12 protein-coding genes are annotated in these 18471 nt (G+C 62.8%); 9 read left to right on the top strand and 3 right to left on the bottom strand.

What is annotated here, in order from left to right:
- Positions 1–52: 52 nt before the first annotated feature.
- The gene (locus AB9N64_RS01455; protein ID WP_014718172.1) at positions 53–1213 is read left to right on the top strand and encodes an alpha-hydroxy acid oxidase; all 1161 of its coding nucleotides are present in this window, start codon (positions 53–55) and stop codon (positions 1211–1213) included.
- Between the two features lie 192 nt (positions 1214–1405).
- On the opposite strand, the gene AB9N64_RS01460 is transcribed toward AB9N64_RS01455, so the two are convergent.
- On the bottom strand, positions 1406–2332 hold the full coding sequence (locus AB9N64_RS01460) for an alpha/beta hydrolase (protein WP_133633946.1): 927 nt from the start codon (positions 2330–2332) through the stop codon (positions 1406–1408).
- A gap of 165 nt (positions 2333–2497) precedes the next feature.
- Between AB9N64_RS01460 and AB9N64_RS01465 the strand changes: the two genes are divergently transcribed.
- The 7 genes from AB9N64_RS01465 (at position 2498) to uvrA (ending at position 13761) form a co-directional block, all read left to right on the top strand.
- On the top strand, positions 2498–3085 hold the full coding sequence (locus AB9N64_RS01465; protein ID WP_034125680.1) for an NUDIX domain-containing protein: 588 nt from the start codon (positions 2498–2500) through the stop codon (positions 3083–3085).
- Positions 3086–3669: 584 nt separating this feature from the next.
- Positions 3670–4287, top strand: coding sequence for a transcriptional repressor LexA (gene lexA / locus AB9N64_RS01470; protein WP_020301598.1), 618 nt, complete (start codon positions 3670–3672; stop codon positions 4285–4287).
- A complete protein-coding gene (gene imuA / locus AB9N64_RS01475) occupies positions 4287–4901 on the top strand; it encodes a translesion DNA synthesis-associated protein ImuA (RefSeq protein ID WP_003191873.1) in 615 nt (204 codons plus the stop codon). Before lexA ends, imuA begins: the two co-directional genes overlap by 1 nt.
- 7 nt (positions 4902–4908) lie before the next feature.
- Positions 4909–6324 (top strand): DNA polymerase Y family protein, encoded by a 1416-nt coding sequence (locus AB9N64_RS01480; RefSeq protein WP_371359903.1) that lies wholly within the window; start codon positions 4909–4911, stop codon positions 6322–6324.
- Between the two features lie 35 nt (positions 6325–6359).
- Positions 6360–9431, top strand: a complete 3072-nt coding sequence (locus AB9N64_RS01485; RefSeq protein ID WP_038449907.1) for an error-prone DNA polymerase — start codon at positions 6360–6362, stop codon at positions 9429–9431.
- Between the two features lie 101 nt (positions 9432–9532).
- A complete protein-coding gene (locus AB9N64_RS01490; RefSeq protein WP_014718178.1) occupies positions 9533–11245 on the top strand; it encodes an ATP-binding protein in 1713 nt (570 codons plus the stop codon).
- Positions 11242–13761 (top strand): excinuclease ABC subunit UvrA, encoded by a 2520-nt coding sequence (gene uvrA / locus AB9N64_RS01495; RefSeq protein ID WP_371359904.1) that lies wholly within the window; start codon positions 11242–11244, stop codon positions 13759–13761. The genes AB9N64_RS01490 and uvrA overlap by 4 nt, the downstream gene beginning before the upstream one ends.
- Before the next feature lie 58 nt (positions 13762–13819).
- Here uvrA and tkt read toward each other — a convergent pair whose 3' ends face one another.
- The gene (gene tkt / locus AB9N64_RS01500; protein ID WP_014718180.1) at positions 13820–15877 is read right to left on the bottom strand and encodes a transketolase; all 2058 of its coding nucleotides are present in this window, start codon (positions 15875–15877) and stop codon (positions 13820–13822) included.
- A 175-nt stretch (positions 15878–16052) separates the two neighbouring features.
- Here tkt and AB9N64_RS01505 point away from each other — a divergent pair, with 175 nt between their 5' ends.
- On the top strand, positions 16053–16277 hold the full coding sequence (locus AB9N64_RS01505) for a DUF465 domain-containing protein (protein WP_014718181.1): 225 nt from the start codon (positions 16053–16055) through the stop codon (positions 16275–16277).
- 770 nt (positions 16278–17047) lie between these two features.
- Here AB9N64_RS01505 and AB9N64_RS01510 read toward each other — a convergent pair.
- Positions 17048–18424 carry a VOC family protein gene (locus tag AB9N64_RS01510; protein ID WP_014718183.1) on the bottom strand — a complete coding sequence of 459 codons (1377 nt, stop codon included), beginning with the start codon at positions 18422–18424 and terminating at the stop codon, positions 17048–17050.
- Between the last annotated feature and the right edge of the window lie 47 nt (positions 18425–18471).

Raw genomic sequence — 18471 nt, forward strand, 5'->3', positions numbered from 1 at the left:
CCCACGCTCCTGCCGGTTACTCTCTGTGTTCAGTTCAGGGAGAGGTGACCCGATGCCGTTGATCACAACCATCGAAGACTTACGCAAGCTGGCGCAAAAACGTGTCCCCCGCATGTTCTACGACTACGCCGATTCCGGCTCTTGGACTGAGAGCACCTACCGCGCCAACGAAACTGATTTTGCGCGTATCAAGTTCCGTCAACGGGTGGCGCGCAATATCGACGAGCGTTCGATCCGCGCCAGTATGATTGGCCAGGACATGGCCATGCCCGTGGCGCTGGCGCCGACTGGCCTGGCGGGCATGCAGCATGCCGATGGCGAAATCCTCACTGCCCGTGCCGCTGCTGCGTTCGGGCTGCGCTACACCTTGTCGACCATGAGTATCTGTTCGCTGGAAGACATTGCCGAGCATGTCGGCCAGCCGTTCTGGTTTCAGTTGTATGTGATGCGCGACCGCAGTTTTATCGAGCAGTTGATCGAGCGCGCCAAGGCGGCCGGGGTGGATGCATTGGTGCTGACCCTGGATTTGCAGATTCTGGGGCAGCGCCACAAGGACTTGATCAATGGTTTGTCCGCGCCGCCCAAGCTGACCCTGCCGAACATTCTCAACATGATGACCAAGCCGCGCTGGGTGATGGGCATGCTGGGTACCCAGCGGCGTGGTTTCGGCAATATCGTCGGGCATGTGAAGGGGGTGGCCGACATGAGTTCGCTGTCGTCGTGGACCGCCCAGCAATTTGACCCGCGCCTGAGCTGGGACGATGTGGCGTGGATCAAGCGGTGCTGGGGCGGCAAGCTAATAATCAAGGGCATTCTCGATGTGGAGGATGCGCGCTTGGCGGCCGATTGCGGTGCCGATGCGTTGGTGGTGAGTAACCACGGTGGCCGGCAGCTTGATGGCGCGCCGTCGAGCATCAGCCAATTGCCGGCGATTGTCGAGGCCGTGGGCAACCGCATTGAAGTGTGGCTCGACGGGGGTATTCGTTCCGGCCAGGACGTGCTCAAGGCCATGGCGCTGGGCGCCAAGGGCACCATGATTGGCCGCCCGCACTTGTATGGGTTGGGGGCGATGGGCGAGGCGGGGGTGACCAAGGCGCTTGATATCATCGCCCGCGAACTGGATGTGTCGATGGCGCTCTGTGGCTATAAGGATATACGCGAAGTAAATCGCGAAATCCTGTTGCCCGGTACCTTTCCTGGAAGCACGGCTTGAGCAAAAAAAACGTAAAAATATAAAAAGAGTTGTCCACGAAAACCGTGGGTATCTCTGTGGATAACTTTGCGAAGGCCCGGCAGCGTTGGCGATTTCAGCGAAGATCATTATTTGATCAACTTGTATTTCGGACCAACATGGCCAGGGTTTGCGCTTGACAGCCAAGTGCGAACCCAGTGTCGAAAAGCGTATTTACGAGGCGTTATCGCGGCCTGTGGAGTGTGTCACCACCTGGGCAGGCATCTTCGTGCGCATCAGGTTTTCCAGCGCCTGCCCATAGCTGCGTCCGGCGAGGTTCATGCTGTTGTTATGGCTGGCACCGGGCACCAGCAACAGGTGTTTGGGTTGCTGGGCGGCTTCGAATAACTGCTGGCTGAAGCGCGGTGGTACGTAGTGGTCGTCGAGGCCGTGGACCACCAGCAGCGGCATGTGGATGTCGGCAATCTTGTCGATGGAATCGAACTTCTGCGACAGCAACCAGCGCACCGGCAATGAGGTGTTGGCAACGGCCGTGGCGACATCCGCCAGGGAGGTGAACGTGGACTCGATCACCAGCCCGCGCACCGGCAATGGCACCTGCTTGCCCAACTCGGCAGCGAGGTCGATGGCGACCGCGCCACCCAGGGAGTGCCCGTAGATCAGGCGCTTGCCGGGGTCTGGTTGCAGGGTCTGGAAACGCTCCCAGGCAATGCGAGCGTCCTCGTACACCGTGGCTTCCGAGGGCAAGTCGCCCTGGCTTTGGCCAAAGCCGCGATAGTCGATGGCCAGGACCGAAAAGCCCAGGGCATGCAATTGCTCGATGCGAAACAATTGGCCCGTGAGGTTCCAGCGTACCCCGTGCAGGTAGAGGATGGCGGGCGCGTCTTTGTTGGCTGCCGGGTACCACCAGCCATGAATGTTCTGCCCTGCTTTGAAACTGGCGGGCTTGAGTTCGAATTCCTGCACCGCCTTGGGCAGGCCGGTGTACCAGCCGGCGGTTCCCGGCTCGATGCGAAACACAAGTTCGCGCTCCTTGTGTTGCAACACGGCGCAACCGACCGGCAGGCCGACAATCAACACGGCCATGCACAGCCAGACAAACCAGCGCAGGCCCCGGCGGGGCATAGAAGCAGAAGACATGAAGGTTCCAGAACAAAGATGAAGCACGGGTTTTACCAGATGGCCTGGGCGGGTAGGCATTAATGCGACGGCCGTGACGGATGAAAGTGTTACAGCATTGAACAATCCTCGTGCGGGTTGATAGGGTGGACGGCTTGAACCTGCCCTACCTGCAAAGGCCCACACATGAACAACAGCCCCGTGCGCATCACCGCCGAAGAAACCCTCTCGGACAACTGGTACCTGCTGAAGAAATACAGCTTCGACCTGCGCCGTCGCGACGGCAGTTGGCAAGCCCAGACCCGCGAGGTGTATGACCGGGGCAACGGTGCGACCATCCTGTTGTACAACCGTGAGCAGCGCACAGTCTTGCTGATTCGCCAGTTCCGCATGCCCACGTTCGTCAACGATTACCCCGGCTACCTGATTGAAGCGGCGGCCGGTTTGCTCGATAACGCCAGCGCCGAAGAACGCATCCGCCTGGAGGCCGAGGAAGAGACCGGCTATCGCGTGGGGCATGTTGAGAAAATCTACGCGGCGTTCATGAGCCCGGGATCGGTGACCGAGCGGATTCACTTTTTTATCGGTGAATACCAGCCAGGCGACCGAGTGGGGGCGGGCGGTGGCCTGGAAGAAGAGGGCGAGGATATCGAGGTGCTGGAGCTGGGCTTTGAGCAGGCACTGGCGATGGTGCAGAGCGGGGAGATTGTGGATGGCAAGACGATTATGTTGTTGCAGCATCTGGAGCTGCGGATGTTGAAAGAGGGGTGGTGAGACGCTTGGAAACTCTGCTGATGAGCGCGGGCCGAGGTGGGAGGGATCTACACAACGTTGGAGGTTGTAGCAGCCAACGGTAACCACGATGCGAAGCGAGCCGCTCTTGATCTTGCTCTTGATTTGCTTTTGATCTTAGGCGCCCCGTTAAACCACGCTGGCCGGAATTCGACAGGGATTTGGGGGGTAAACCGGCAGGGATGCCGGTTTAGCCGCCCCGCGCCATGGATGGCGCGTGGCGGCGGCCCCCCAAATCACTGGCGGATTACGGGCACACCGAGCCTAGGCGAGGTGCCGAGTGGTGGGGCAAGAGCGTTTTGCTTACTTTTGCGCTTTTCAAAAGTGAGCCGCTGTAAAAGCGGAACCCTAAGTGGCCGTTACCGCAGGAATGGATATGTACACGGTCCAACTGTGTTGACTGTCAGGCCGCTATCGCAGGCAAGCCAGCTCCCACAGTTGAATCATGGGGTGTCAGGTAGGCGGGCGTCGACTGTCAGGCCGTCACGGAGGCAAGTCCCCTCGCACAGGTGTAACACCCAGCCCCGACTGACGGTTATTGTCAGAAATTTCCCACAGGAGTACAAATGTACTCCATGACAAACCTGACTCCCCGCCGCACCGCCATCCTGACCTTCATTCGCGAGCGCATCGCGCAACAAGGCCAGCCTCCCAGCCTCGCCGAGATCGCCGAGGCGTTCGGCTTCGCCTCGCGCAGCGTCGCCCGCAAGCATGTGGTGGCGCTGACCGAAGCCGGCTTTATCGAGGTCAACCCCAACCAGGCCCGTGGCATTCGCTTGCTCAATCAACCTGCGCGTCCCGAGTGGCTGGATGTACCGGTGCTCGGCCGTGTGGCGGCCGGTCGGCCGATTGGCGCCGATGCCGAGGTGCACAGCCGCTTGCAACTGGACCCCGCCACCTTCGCCAAAACCCCCGACTACCTGCTGCGAGTGCAGGGCGATTCGATGATTGAAGATGGCATTCTCGATGGCGACCTGGTGGGCGTACGCCGCACTGCCGAAGCCTTGAACGGGCAGATTGTGGTGGCGCGCCTGGACGGCGACGTCACCATCAAGCGATTCGAGCGCCACGGCGACAGGGTTCGCCTGTTGCCGCGCAACCCGGCGTATCAACCCATCGTGGTCGGGCCCGAGCAGGACCTGGCCATCGAAGGCGTGTTCTGCGGCCTGGTGAGGCAAGGCTGATGGGCGCCGTGGTTGCCCTGGACTCGCTGTTCAATGGCGGGCGAGTCTGGAAGGGCCGGCCCGCCGCGCCACCGGCCAGCGTACATCCCACAGGGCTGGCGGCGCTGGATGCGGTGCTGCCCAGTGGCGGCTGGCCGGAATCGGCCTTGAGTGAAATCCTGATGGCCCAGGACGGGGTGGGCGAGTTGCAACTGGTGCTGCCCACACTGGCGCGCTTGTCGGCCCTGGGCGAGCGCATTGTGCTGGTGGCGCCGCCCTATACCCCCTATCCCCATGCGTGGCAGAACGCCGGGGTGGATGTGCGCCAGTTGTCCATCATCCGGGCCGAGGAGCGTGACGCGCTGTGGGCGGTGGAGCAATGCCTGCGTTCGGGCAGTTGCGGGGCGGTGTTGTGTTGGCCGCGCAAGGCCGATGATCGTGCCTTGCGGCGTTTGCAGGTAGCGGCGGAAACCGGGCAGACCCTGGCGTTTGCCTGGCGCTCCTTGAGCGAGGCGATCAATGCCTCGCCCGCCGCCCTGCGCTTGGCGGTCGAGGCCAGGCCCGCGCAAGTGCGGGTGCTCAAGTGCCGTGGCGGGCTGGCCCATCCGGCGCCGATTGCCCTGGCGGGGCATTGAGGTTGCCATGCGTTGGGTGTGTATTGTCTTCCCGCAATTGGCGCTGGACGGGGCACAGCGTGTGCACCCCGAACCCGAGCAGCCGCTGGCGCTGCTGGCCGGCACGCCGCAGCGGCGTGTACTGCAAACCGTCAACGCCGCCGCCCGCGCCTTGGGCCTGCGTCCCGGGCAATCGTTGACGGCGGCCCATGCCCTGGTCAAGCACTTTGCCTGTGTCGAATACGACCCGTTGGAGATCGAGCGCCTGCAGCAGTTTCTGGCCGCCTGGGCCTATCGTTTCAGCTCCCAGGTCAGCCTGTATTACCCACGGGCTTTGTTGTTCGAGATCGAATCGAGCCTGGGCCTGTTCGGGCCCTGGCCGCACCTCGAGGCGCGTTTGCGCAAAGAGCTGACCGAACTTGGCTTTCGCCATCGCATCGTCGCTGCGCCCAACCCGGCGGCGGCGCGGATATTGGCAAACGGCTACGACGGCCTGGCCGTGGCCGATGACCGCGCCCTGATGCAGGCCCTGGCATCGTTGCCTATCGACCGCGCGGGCCTTGAACCCCAGGCCGCCACCGCCTTGTCGCGCATGGGCCTGCGCAGCCTGGCCCAGGTGCAGGCCTTGCCACGGCATACCCTGGCGAGACGCTTTGACGCCAGCCTGCTCAAGCACCTCGACGCCCTGAGCGGGCAGCGGCCATTGGCCCTGGAGTTCTATCAACCGCCCGACCAGTTCGATGCACGCATCGAGTTGAATTTCGACGTGCAATCCCACCAGGCGCTGTTGTTCCCCTTGCGGCGCTTGACCGGCGATCTGTCCGCTTTCCTGTGCGGGCGTGACAGTGGCGTGCAGCGCTTTGACCTGCACCTGGAACACGCCCAGGCACACGACAGCGTGATCAAGGTGGGCCTGCTCAGTGCCGAGCGCGAGCCTTCGATGTTGTTCGAACTGGCCCGTGGGCGCCTGGAGCAGGTACAGGTCACCGCGCCGGTGCGGGGGGTGCGCCTGGTGGCCGAGGACTTGCCGGTGTTCGTGCCGCAACGCCAGGACCTGTTCGACGACCGCCCGCAACAAACTCTGCCGTGGGAACAGTTGCGCGAACGCCTGCGTGCACGTCTGGGGGATGAGGCGGTGCAGGGCCTGCGTTTTCAGGCCGACCACCGCCCCGAATGCGCCTGGCAGGCCGCGACCGACCACCAGTCGTGCCCGAGCTTGAACAAGGTCCGCCGCCCAGGCTGGTTATTGCCGCAACCGACCTTGCTGGCCGAACACGGCGTACAGATCCTGATGGGCCCGGAGCGCATTGAATCCGGCTGGTGGGATGGCGCCGATGTGCGCCGCGACTATTACCTGGTCCAGACCCGCGCCGGCCAGCAGGGGTGGGCCTATCGCACGGTGGGGCAAGGCGATGGGCTGTGGTTGCAAGGGTGGTTTGCATGAAAACCCTTGGGCCGCCACCTACTGTAGGAGGGTGCATGAGTTACGCCGAGCTGCACTGCCTGTCCAATTTCAGTTTCCAGCGTGGCGCCTCCAGTGCGCTGGAGCTTTTCGAGCGCGCCAAGCGCCAAGGCTACAGCGCCCTGGCGATTACCGATGAATGCACGCTGTCGGGCATCGTGCGCGCTTGGCAAGCCGCCAAAGCCGTAGACTTGCCGTTGATTATCGGCAGCGAAATGCACATCGAAAACGGCCCGAAACTGGTGCTGCTGGTAGAGAGCCTGAGCGGTTACCAGCACCTGTGCCGGCTGATCACCCTGGCCCGGCGGCGGGCTGAAAAGGGCCGCTATCGCCTGCTACAGGAAGATTTCGAGCAACCGTTGCCCGGTCTTTTGGCGTTGTGGGTAGCGCAAGACAGCGACACCCAGGCCAGCCTCGACTGGCTGCGCCGCACCTTCGACCAGCGCCTGTGGCTGGCGGTGCATCTGCATTGCGGCCAGGACGATGCGCGCCATCTGCAACAGCGCTTGCAACTGGCCCACAGCCTGCAAATCCCTGCCGTGGCCTGCGGCGATGTGCATATGCATGCGCGGGGCCGCCGGGCCCTGCAAGACACCATGACCGCCATCCGCCACCACGTGCCGGTGGCCGAAGCCGGCACGCGCCTGCACCCCAATGGCGAACGCCACCTGCGTAGCCTCGATGCGCTGGCGGCGCTGTATCCCCAGGCCTTACTGGATGAAACCCTCGCCATCGCGCGGCGCTGCACCTTCGACCTCGGCCAGTTGCGCTATCACTATCCACGCGAGCTGGTACCCGCGGGGCATGACGCCCAATCCTGGCTGCGCACCCTCACCGAAGAAGGCATCGCCCAGCGCTGGCCCGAAGGCATCGACGACAAGACCTTGCAGCAAATCCATCGTGAACTGCAGCTGATCAGCGAGCTGGGTTACGAAAGCTATTTTCTTACGGTGCATGACATCGTGCGTTTCGCCCGCAGCCGTTCGATTTTGTGCCAAGGCCGTGGTTCGGCGGCTAACTCGGCGGTGTGTTTTGCCTTGGGCATCACCGAAATCAACCCGAGCCTGACCAACCTGCTGTTCGAGCGCTTCCTGTCCAAGGAGCGCAACGAGCCGCCGGACATCGACGTGGATTTTGAGCACGAACGCCGCGAAGAGGTGCTGCAATACGTGTTCCAGCGCTATGGCCGCACCCGTGCAGCCTTGACGGCGGTGGTCAGCAGTTACCACGCCACGGGCGCGGTACGTGATGTGGCCAAGGCCCTCGGGCTGCCGCCGGACCAGATCAACGCCTTGGCCGATTGCTGCGGGCGCTGGAGCGATGAGGCGCCGCCGTTGGAGCGCCTGCGTGAAAGCGGCTTCGACCCGGACAGCCCACTGCTGCGGCGTGTCTTGACGTTGACCCAGCAACTGATCGGTTTTCCGCGGCACCTGTCCCAGCACCCTGGCGGCTTTGTGATCAGCGAATACCCGCTGGACACCCTGGTGCCGGTGGAAAATGCGGCCATGGCCGAGCGCACCATTATCCAGTGGGACAAGGACGACCTCGACGCCGTCGGCTTGCTCAAGGTGGACATCCTCGCCCTGGGCATGCTCAGCGCGATCCGCCGCTGTTTCGATTTGCTGCGCCGGCATCGCCACCGGGACTTGAGCCTGGCCACGATTCCCAAAGAAGACCCGGCCACCTACGCCATGATCAGCAAGGCCGACACCATCGGTGTATTCCAGATCGAGTCGCGGGCACAGATGTCGATGTTGCCCCGGCTCAAGCCGCAGACGTTTTATGACCTGGTGATCGAGGTCGCCATCGTACGGCCTGGGCCGATCCAGGGCGGCATGGTGCATCCGTACTTGCGTCGACGGAATAATGAAGAGCCCACGACCTATCCGTCGCCGCAATTGAAAGCCGTGCTGGAACGCACCCTGGGCATCCCGCTGTTCCAGGAACAGGTGATGCAGATTGCCATGGTCGCCGCCGACTACAGCCCCGGCGAGGCCGACCAGTTGCGCCGCTCCATGGCCGCCTGGAAACGCCACGGTGGCCTGGAGCCGCATCAGCAACGCCTGCGCACCGGCATGCTGAAGAACGGCTACACCGAAGCCTTTGCCGCGCAGATTTTCGAGCAGATCAAGGGCTTTGGCAGCTATGGTTTCCCTGAGTCCCACGCCGCCAGTTTCGCCTTGCTGACCTATGCCAGTTGCTGGCTCAAATGCCATGAGCCAGCGGCCTTCGCCTGCGCCCTGATCAACAGCTGGCCCATGGGCTTCTACAGCCCGGACCAGATCCTGCAGGACGCCCGGCGCCATCGCTTGCAGATCCGCCCGGTGGATGTGCAGGCCAGTGACTGGGAGTGCAGCCTGGAGCCCATTGACGGGCAGCAACCGGCGATTCGCTTGGGCTTGCGCATGATCTCGGGGTTTCGCGAGGAAGACGGGCGGCGTATCGAAGCGGCGAGGCAGCAGCGGCGGTTCAACGACATCGCTGACCTGGACGCGCGCGCCGGCCTGGATACGCGTGCCCAGGCGCTGCTGGCGGATGCCGGGGCCTTGCGCGCCCTGGCCGGCAACCGCCATCAGGCGCGCTGGGACGTAGCCGGTGTGCATCAGCAACTGGGCTTGTTTGCCGGCCTGCCGAGCCCCGATGAAACGCGGGTGGCATTGCCCGAGCCCACGGTAGGCGAAGATTTGCACGCCGATTACGCCACCCTCGGTACCACCCTGGGGCCCCATCCCCTGGCGTTGTTGCGCGCCGAGTTACGCCGGCGCCGCTGCCGCAGTTCCCAGGAGTTGCTGGCGGTGGAACATGGGCGCAACGTGAGCATCGCCGGGCTGGTCACAGGGCGCCAACGCCCAGGCACGGCGAGCGGCGTAACCTTTGTCACCCTGGAAGATGAGTTCGGCAACCTCAATGTGGTGGTCTGGCGCGACCTAGCCGAGCGTCAGCGCCAGGCGCTGGTGGGCTCGCGTTTGCTCAAGGTGGACGGCCGTTGGGAGGCGGTGGGTGAGGTGCGGCATTTGATCGCGGGGCGCCTCACCGATTTGACGCCGCTGCTGGATGGAATGGTGGTGCGCAGCCGGGATTTTCATTGAGTTCCAGGGGTTTATGCATTCCTCTGTGTTCAGGATGAAACCATCCACCGCTGGCGCGCTCCAAAACTTGCGACTGTCTTGTCCCTGCACAGAGCCCAATCATGCAATTTTTATCCAACCCCCATGGCTGTGAAGGCTGGGCCGGCGAAATGGCCCAGCGGATTCGCACGTTTGACTGGTCAAGTACCGACCTTGGCCCCTTGGATCAGTGGTCCACGAGCCTGGCTTGCACCGTGCAAATGATGCTCGCCTCACCCGTGCCGATGGTGATGCTGTGGGGGCGGGCAGGGTACATGATCTACAACGACAGCTATTCGGCATTTGCCGGCGGGCGCCATCCCTACCTCTTGGGCACTCCGGTCGAACTGGGCTGGCCGGAGGTGGCCGAGTTCAATCGGCATGTGGTGGATACGTGCCTGGCGGGCGGCACCTTGTCGTTCAATAACAAGGAGCTGGTGCTATCGCGTCACAGCCAACCGGAAAGCGTATGGCTGGACCTCTATTACAGCCCCGTGGCCGGGGACAACCAACAGCCGGCCGGGGTGCTGGCGATTGTGGTGGAAACCACCGAACTGGTGAAGTCCGAGCGGGTGCGCCAGGAGCTCACCCATAATCTGGAGCAACGCGTAGCCGCTGAAGTGCAGGCGCGGTCGGCCGCAGAAGACCAGTTGCGCCAGTCACAGAAGCTGGAAGCGATTGGCGGCCTGACCGGGGGCGTGGCCCATGACTTCAATAACTTGCTGCAAGTGATCGCCGGCAACCTGCATTTGCTCGCCAGGCATGAACCGGACAACCCCCAGGTGCAACGTCGCGTCACCGCGGCCATCGCCGCCGTGGAACGTGGGGCCAAGCTGTCGTCGCAACTGCTGGCCTTTGCGCGTCGCCAGCCCTTGTCTCCGGCGGTGTACAACCCGCAGCGCATCTACGCTGGCCTGGGCGAGTTGTTGCAACGGGCGTTGGGGGAAACCATTCATATCGACGTGCAACTGCCCCAGGACTCCTGGTGCATCAATGTCGACCGCAACCAGCTGGAAAACGCGCTGCTCAACCTGGCGATCAACGCCCGCGATGCCATGCAGGGCGAGGGTGTGATTCGTATCACCGGAGAAAACGTCATCCTCAACCCGGACGATTGCATCGGTAAAAGCATCAAGCCCGGCGAGTACGTGCGCCTGGCAGTGGCCGACACCGGCGTGGGCATGTCCGAGGCGACCCTCAAGCGCGCATTCGAACCCTTCTTTACCACCAAGCGCGAAGGCCACGGCACCGGCCTGGGGTTGAGCATGGTGTTCGGTTTTGTGCGCCAAAGTGGCGGGCACGTGGACATGTGGAGTGAGGAGGGCAAGGGCTCGGTGGTGCAGATGTATTTCCCCCACTGCCTGGAGCCTGAATGCTTCGACGACTACAGTGATGCGGACCTGCAAGGCGGCGGCCAGGAAACCATCCTGGTGGTCGAGGACAATGAAGGCGTACGCCTGACGGTGGTCGAGTTGCTGCAGCAGTCGGGCTATACCGTACTGATTGCCGAGGATGGCGACCGCGCGATGCAAGTGTTGCAGCGCGGCGTGTCGCCGGACCTGATCTTCACCGATGTGGTGATGCCCGGTCGGGTCAAGAGCACCGACCTGGCCACCTGGGCCCGCGCGCAGAACCCGCCGGTGCCGGTGCTGTTTACCTCAGGCCATACCCGCGACATTCTGTCTTCCAATCATCTGCTCAGCGCCGATATCCACCTGCTGAGCAAACCCTACAGCCCCGATGCCCTGACCCAACGCGTGCGCAGGGTGCTAAGCGCAAGACAAGGTTGCCCATGACATCACCGCGCAACATCCCACCGCTCACCGCCCGGCAAGCGGGCTTTGTCAGGGTGCGTGGCGCCCGTGAACATAACTTGCGTAATGTCGATGTGGATATTCCCCGGGACGCCCTGGTGGTGTTTACCGGCGTGTCTGGCTCCGGCAAATCGTCCCTGGCGTTTTCCACAGTGTATGCCGAGGCCCAGCGCCGCTATTTCGAATCGGTGGCGCCCTATGCGCGGCGCTTGATCGACCAGGTCGGCGTGCCGGATGTAGACAGCATCGAAGGCTTGCCGCCTGCCGTGGCCCTGCAACAGCAACGCGGTACACCCAGTGCGCGCTCGTCGGTGGGCAGTGTCACCACTTTGTCGAGCTTGATCCGCATGCTCTATTCCCGCGCCGGCCGTTATCCGAAAGGGCAGGCTATGTTGTACGCCGAGGACTTCTCGCCGAACCTGCCCCAGGGCGCGTGCCCGCAATGCCACGGCCTGGGCCGCGTGTATGAAGTGACCGAAGCGCTGATGGTGCCTGATCCGTCGTTGACCATCCGCCAGCGTGCAGTGGCGTCCTGGCCGTTGGCGTGGCAGCGCCAGAACCTGCGCGACATCCTCGTGACCCTGGGTTATGACGTGGACATCCCGTGGCGCGAGCTGCCGAAAAAGCAGCGCGACTGGATCCTGTTCACCGAAGAAACCCCCACCGTACCGGTGTACGCCGGCTTCACCCCGCAGCAGACCCGCGAGGCGTTGAAACGCAAGTTGGAGCCCAGTTACCAAGGCACCTTCAGCGGCGCCCGGCGCTATATCCTGCACACCTTCGCCCACACCCAAAGCGCGCTGATGAAAAAGCGCGTGTCGCAGTTCATGCAAGGCAGTGCCTGCCCATTGTGCGAGGGCAAACGCCTGAACCAGGCGGCGCTGTCGGTGAAGTTTGCCGGGGTGGATATCGGTGAGCTGTCGCAGCTGTCTTTGGCGCAATTGGCCGAGTTGCTGCGGCCGGTGGCCGCGGGACAGGACAGGATGAAGCTGTCGGTGGAAAAACGCCTGGCGGCCCAACGCATCGCCCAGGACCTGCTCGAACGGGTCAACACCTTGATCGAACTGGGCCTGGGCTATCTGTCCCTGGAGCGCAGCACGCCGACCCTGTCGTCCGGGGAACTGCAGCGTCTGCGCTTGGCTACCCAATTAGGCTCGCAGTTGTTCGGTGTTATTTATGTGCTCGATGAGCCTTCGGCGGGCCTGCACCCGGCGGATGGCGAAGCATTGTTCACCGCGCTTGATCGTTTGAAGGCCGCGGGCAATTCGCTGTTTGTGGTGGAACATGACCTGGAAACCATGCGCCGCGCCGACTGGCTGATCGACGTGGGCCCGGCTGCCGGCGAACATGGCGGGCAAGTGCTGTACAGCGGGCCGCCCGCAGGGTTGGCGGACGTCGAGGCCTCGCAGACCCGCGAATACCTGTTTGCCCCACCTCGCCCGGCCAATGCGCCAAGCCGCGAGCCGGCCGGGTGGCTGAAGCTCACAGGCGTGACGCGAAATAACCTGAAAGATTTGAACGTGGATTTCCCGCTGGGCTGTTTCACCGCGGTGACCGGTATTTCCGGCTCGGGCAAGTCCAGCCTGGTCAGCCAGGCGCTGCTGGAGCTGGTGGGCACGGGCCTGGGGCGTGTGCTGGAAAGCGACGACGAACCGAGCCTGGAAGATGCTGCACCGCAAGCCAGTGGCGGGCGCATCAGCGCCGGGCTGGAGCACATCCAGCGCCTGGTGCAGGTGGACCAGAAGCCCATCGGCCGCACGCCGCGCTCCAACCTGGCGACCTACACCGGGCTGTTCGACAACGTGCGCAAACTGTTCGCCGCCACGCCAGCGGCCAAAAAGCGCAATTACGATGCCGGGCAGTTCTCCTTCAATGTCGCCAAGGGCCGTTGCCCGAACTGTGAGGGTGAAGGTTTTGTCAGCGTCGAGTTGCTGTTCATGCCCAGCGTGTACGCGCCATGCCCGACCTGCCACGGCGCGCGCTATAACCCCGACACCCTGGCGATCAAATGGCAGGGCTTGAATATCGCCCAGGTGCTGGGGCTGACGGTGGAGCAGGCGGTGCAGGTGTTCGCCGAGCAACCGGGCATCCTGCGCTCGTTAGTCGTGCTGCGCGATATCGGCCTGGGTTATCTGCGCCTGGGGCAGCCGGCTACCGAGCTGTCCGGCGGCGAAGCCCAACGCATCAAGCTCGCTACTGAACTGCAACGTAACGCCCGGGGCGCCACCTTGTATGTCTTGGACGAACCGACCACCGGCTTGCACCCCAAGGACGTCGATCGTTTGCTCAGCCAGTTGAATCACTTGGTGGAGGCGGGGCATACGGTGGTTGTGGTGGAGCATGAAATGCGCGTGGTGGCCCAGAGTGACTGGGTGATTGATATCGGCCCGGGGGCAGGGGACCTGGGCGGAACGGTAGTGGCGTGCGGCACGCCCCACAAGGTTGCCAAGAGCAAACACAGCCGCACCGCACCTTATCTAGCCCAATCACTGACCTAACGGGGGCTGATGCCCAACATGTGGGAGGGGCAAGCCCGCTCCCCCATTAAGCCCCGTGTTAGTCAGTGAGGTTGTGCTGGATCTGCTCTTTGGCCAGCTTCACCACATTCTCCACGGTAAACCCGAACTTCTCCTGCAACTTGGCCAGCGGTGCCGAGGCGCCGAAGCTGTTCATCACCACTTTGGCGCCGGTCTGCCCGACGTAGCGGTCCCACCCCAAGGGCCCTGCCTGCTCCACCACTACACGGGCTTTTACCGCAGGCGGCAGGACGCTGTCGCGGTAGGCTTGATCCTGGTCTTCAAACAGCTCCCAACTGGGCATCGACACCACGCGAGCGCCAATGCCTTGGTCTTTGAGCTGCTCATAGGCGGCCACCGCCAGGCCCACTTCGCTGCCGGTGGCGATCAAGATGACCTCCGGTTGATCCGCGTCGGCCAACACATACGCACCTTTGGCCGCGCCGGAAGCTGCGGCAAAGTGGTTGCGGTCGAGGGTCGGCAATGCCTGGCGCGATAACACCATACAGCTGGGCCGATGGGTTTGTGCCAGCGCCACCTTCCACAGCTCAAGGGTTTCATTCGCATCGCCCGGCCGTAGCGTCAACAGCCCCGGCGTGGCACGCAGTTGGGTCAGGTGTTCGATGGGCTGGTGGGTGGGCCCGTCTTCGCCTACGCCGATGGAGTCATGGGTAAACACGAAGATCACCGGCAATTCCATGATCGCCGCCAGGCGGATTGGCGGTTTCATGTAGTCGCTGAACACCAGGAAGGTCGAGGTGTACGGGCGCAGGTAGGACAGCGCCATGCCGTTGGCAATTGCGCCCATGGCGTGTTCGCGGATACCGAAGTGCAGGTTGCGCCCGCCGTAGTCACCCGCGCTGAAACGCCCGGCACCGTCGAAGGTGAGGTTGGTCTTGGTCGAGGGCGACAGGTCTGCCGAACCGCCCAGCAGCCATGGAATTTGTTGGGCGAAGGCATTCAATACCTCGCCGCCCGAAGCACGGCTGGCGACGCCTTTGGCATCGGCGGCAAAGCTGGGCAGGTGTGCTTGCCATTGCTCGGGCATCTCCCCGGCGCGCATGCGTTGCAGCTCATCGGCCCGTTGCGGGTCGAGGGCGGCGAGGGTCTGGTTCCACTCGGCGTACAGCGGCTCGGCGCGTTCGTAAAGGGCATCGCGCAACAGTGTGCGGGCCTCTTCGGGCACGAGAAAACTTGAATCCTGCGGCCAGCCATAGGCGGCCTTGGTCAGGCGAATCTCGTCCTCTCCCAGTGGCTCGCCATGGGCCGCAGCGGTGTTGTGTTTGTGCGGTGAGCCGTAGCCGATCACGCTGTCCACCACGATCAAGGTGGGGGCGCCGGTGTTGGCCTTGAAGGTTTCCAGCGCCACGCTCAAGGCCTGCAAGTCATTGGCGTCGGTGACATGCACGGTGTGCCAGCCATAAGCCTGGAAGCGTTGGATTACGTCTTCACTGAACGCCAGCTCAGTGTGGCCCTCGATGCTGATGGTGTTGTTGTCATAGATCCAGCACAGGTTATCGAGCTTCAAGTGCCCGGCCAGGGACGCGGCTTCGCTGCTGATGCCCTCCATCATGTCGCCATCACCGCACAGGGTGTAGACGTCGTAGTCAAACAGCACCTGGCCGTCGCGGTTGAAGCGCTGGCCCAGCCAACGCTCGGCCATGGCCATGCCCACGCTGTTGGCGCAGCCCTGGCCCAGCGGCCCGGTGGTAGTTTCCACGCCCGTGGTCATGCGGTACTCGGGATGGCCTGGGGTCTTGGAGCCGATCTGCCGGAACTGCTTGATGTCGTCCAGGCTGACGGCCGGCTCGCCCGAGCGCTGGCCATGGGCATCGATTTCCACCACGCCGGCCAGGTGCAACAGCGAATACAGCAGCATCGAGGCATGCCCTACCGACAGCACAAAACGGTCACGGTTGGGCCAGTCAGGATGCTCGGGGTGATAACGCAGGAAGCGACTCCACAACGTATAACCCACCGGCGCCAGGCCCATGGGCGTACCCGGGTGCCCCGAATTGGCCTTCTGCACGGCATCCATGGCCAGGGTGCGTAGGGTGTTGATGCATTGGGTGTCGGCAGCAGTGGCAACGTGATTCATAAAACCGTTCTCCCTGGGGTGGCGATCTACAGTGGAGGGCGGGGCGGGGCAAAGGTTTGATCCCATCGCTTGCGCCGCGACGAACGGGACGTTGTTGGCCTCAAACATGACAAGAGCTGTTGGAATGGGCTAGCTTCAAGGGCGTAGACCATCGATCAATCTGTGGAGGTACGCCATGCCAGTGAAACACGACCTGTATCAGGACTTGGGGTTGAGCAAGGAAGTTGTTCACGAACGCAGGGCGCAGGACAAACGGTTGGATGCGCTGCTCACTCAATACGACGACGCCGACGCTGAGGTGCTAAAAGCGGAAAAAGCCAGTGCCAGCGATGAGGATGTGGAAAAGCTGAAGAAGAAACGGCTATTGGTCAAAGACGAAATTGTGGGGCGGCTGGGTTAGGCAATCCCTCGCCACACACTTGGAATGTGCACATTTGTTCAGAATTGTCTGGAGGACAAATGCCGTTTCACTCCTTATGATGCGCCCCGTCCACTCGGCTCTGGGGCTTGTTGCGGCGCAAGGATTGCGTTGTTTGAGCCGGGTGGGCATCCTCAGAATTCATGCAACACAGGGCCGAATCGGTCGGCTGCAAATGCTGCCTGTGGGAGCGGGCTTGCCTGCGATGGCGGCCTCCCAGCCGACGCCTATTCACCTGACACCCCACAATCCAATGTGGGAGTTGGCTTGCCTGCGAAGACGGCCTCCCAGCCGACGCCTATCCACCTGACACCCCACAATCAAACTGTGGGAGCTGGCTTGCCTGCGATGACGGCCTGACAGTCAACACAGTTGGACCGGGTACATATCCATTCCTGCGGTAACGGCCACTTAGGGTTCCGCTTTTACAGCGGCTCACTTTTGAAAAGCCGGAATGCCGGCCCAGACAAAAGTTAGCAAAACGCTCTTGCCCCACCACTCGGCACCTCGCCTAGGCTCGGTGTGCCCGTAATCCGCCAGGGATTTGGGGGGGTCGCCGCCACGCGCCATCCATGGCGCGGGGCGGCTAAACCGGCATCCCTGCCGGTTTACCCCCAAATCCCTGTCGAATTCCGGCCAGCGTGGTTTAACGGGGCGCCTAAGATCAAGATCAAAAGCAGATCAAGAGCGACTCGCTTCGCATCGTGGTTACCGTCAAGGCCGTGACGCTTGGCGTTCGGTCTTGCATCCAGTCATTTCAACAGCGTTTCAACACATATATCCATGGAACGCTGCTGCGTCTGCTCATACAACTGCAGCTCATCAATCGTGCTGCGCCCCAGCGCCTGCTCGAAGGCTGCCCGGTTGGAGTTGCCCGCGTAGTGACTCTGCGCCCCATCCCCCAGGTTTGACTGGAAGATTCCCGCCGCACTGACCGGCAGAAAATCCTCGTACACCAGCGGTTCCACCGCCACATGACCGGCGTTGACCAGCGTCTGCAACGTGCGTGGCTGGTCTACCTGGCCGCGTGCCGCCAAGCCCTTGTCGGTGACGAAGTAGCGAAAATACGCCAAGCCCTGCTCACGCATTTGCGGGTAGTTATCGGGGAAGGCATGGAAGTGCTGTTCCATCAATTGCACATAGCGTTCGGCGTTGGCTTCATTGGGGAATGTGCCGAGTTCGTCGCGGGCGGCGTTCAGCAGTTGGTCGTACAGGGCGCGACCTTTAGGCGTAAGCGCGACGCCGCGTTGTTCGATTTCGCCGAAGCGCGCGCTGTGGCTGCCGTGGGCATCGGTGAAGGCGATGGGTTCGTCCAAGGCCTTGAAGCTGGTCTGGCGTAGCAGGATCGGGCACTGGCGCCGAGGTGGGCCTTCGATCACGGCTTTGGGGGTGATGCCTTTGCCAGGCATCGCCGCCTGCACCTGGTCTATGTCCAGGGTGCGTGGCGTCAGGTGGTTGATGTGCGGGCCTTTGAACGCGACGACGTCGGCGATCAGGCGGTGCTGGTCGCTCAGTTGCTGATATTGGGCGCCGGTGACCGTGGCAGTGTGGTGCCAGCGGAACGTCTCCAGGGCCTGGCGGATAAAGGCCTCGGCATCGCTGGCATTCAAGCCGCCTTGGGTCTCTGCCTGGTCGATCAATGCCAACGCCTCGGCGGTAAAGATCGAGCGTTTGGCCAGGGCGCTTTCGGCGAAGGCACGCAGGTCGGGGTTTTCGATCAGTTCCAGGCGCAGCAATGAGGTGAACACGCGAAACGGGCTGGTTTGCAGCGCATGTTCATGCACGGCGCGAAAGGCGGTGGAGTGAACAGGCACGCCAGCGGGGGTGAGGTCGTAGTAGCCCACCGGTTGCATGCCCATCACCGCGAATAAACGGCTGATGGTTGCCAGTTCCGCAGCGGTGCCCAGGCGGATGGCGCCGTGGCGTTCCATGTCCAGGCGCTGGATTTCGCCGGTACGTTGCAGTTGATGCGCCAGGCCCGGTTCGCTGTCGAGCACGCGGGCATTGGTCTGGGCCACCAGCTCAAGCAGCGCGCCGTACAAGGGCACTTCATCTCGATACATGTCGGACATGGCCTTGGAAAAGCCCTTGCGGATCTCGTCGGGGCTGACATGGGCGGTGGCGTGCATAGAAAAATTCCTGATGACTGGAGCGATGATCGTGGCCTTTGCCCGAT

This window comes from Pseudomonas sp. KT_2_4 (assembly GCF_041410225.1).
Taxonomy (GTDB): Bacteria; Pseudomonadota; Gammaproteobacteria; order Pseudomonadales; family Pseudomonadaceae; genus Aquipseudomonas; species Aquipseudomonas paracarnis.